The 664-nt window shown below is 45.0% G+C and carries 1 protein-coding gene and 1 pseudogene; both read left to right on the forward strand.

Annotated features, from left to right (window positions below):
- Positions 1-334 (forward strand): protein adenylyltransferase SelO family protein (locus tag R7R78_RS26845; protein ID WP_225474703.1); only part of this gene is annotated, 334 nt, incomplete at its 5' end.
- A gap of 202 nt (positions 335-536) precedes the next feature.
- Positions 537-664, forward strand: a pseudogene (locus tag R7R78_RS26850) (C4-dicarboxylate ABC transporter); the annotation flags it as partial.

Below are 664 nucleotides of genomic sequence, written 5' to 3' on the forward strand. Positions count from 1 at the left end.
GCAAGAGGTCATCGATTTGTTTATTGACCGGGAAGCCGCCCAAGCTTGGCTTGATTTGTATTTGGCTCGATGTGAGCTGGAGGTAGATGAAATTGGTGAGTCGATTTCAGCCGAGCAGCGTTGTGAACAGATGCGCCAAGCCAACCCGAAATACATTCTTCGCAACTACCTTGCGCAATTGGCTATCGATAAAGCTGAGGAAGGTGATTTCAGCGAAGTTCACCGTCTTGCTGAGATACTTCGCCATCCATACGATTCGCAACCAGAGTTTGAAGCGTATGCCAAACTGCCGCCAGAGTGGGGGAAAAAGATGGAGATCAGCTGCTCCTCATAAATGGGTCATTTCCCACCCATATCCTTTAGGTTTGTGGGTGGATTTCCCTCCTTTTGGCTCTCGCTTGTCAACTTTAATATTTTAATGGATTGATTTTAAATAAAAAAATAGTTGGTCTGTTAATTGCTCTTTGATGAACATCCGTACCCATCACCTTAACTTCATGGACGGGATGGGATGTGATTTATCAAGGAGAATAATAATGTTAAAGCCTCTAACCCTACTATCTGTCTCTGCTCTTGCTGTTACCAGTTTTAATGCCGCTGCGAATTGTGACCCAGGTGAAACGGTCATCAAATTCAGCCACGTGACTAATGCGGACAAACACCC

Source organism: Vibrio sp. 2134-1 (genome assembly GCF_033339495.1).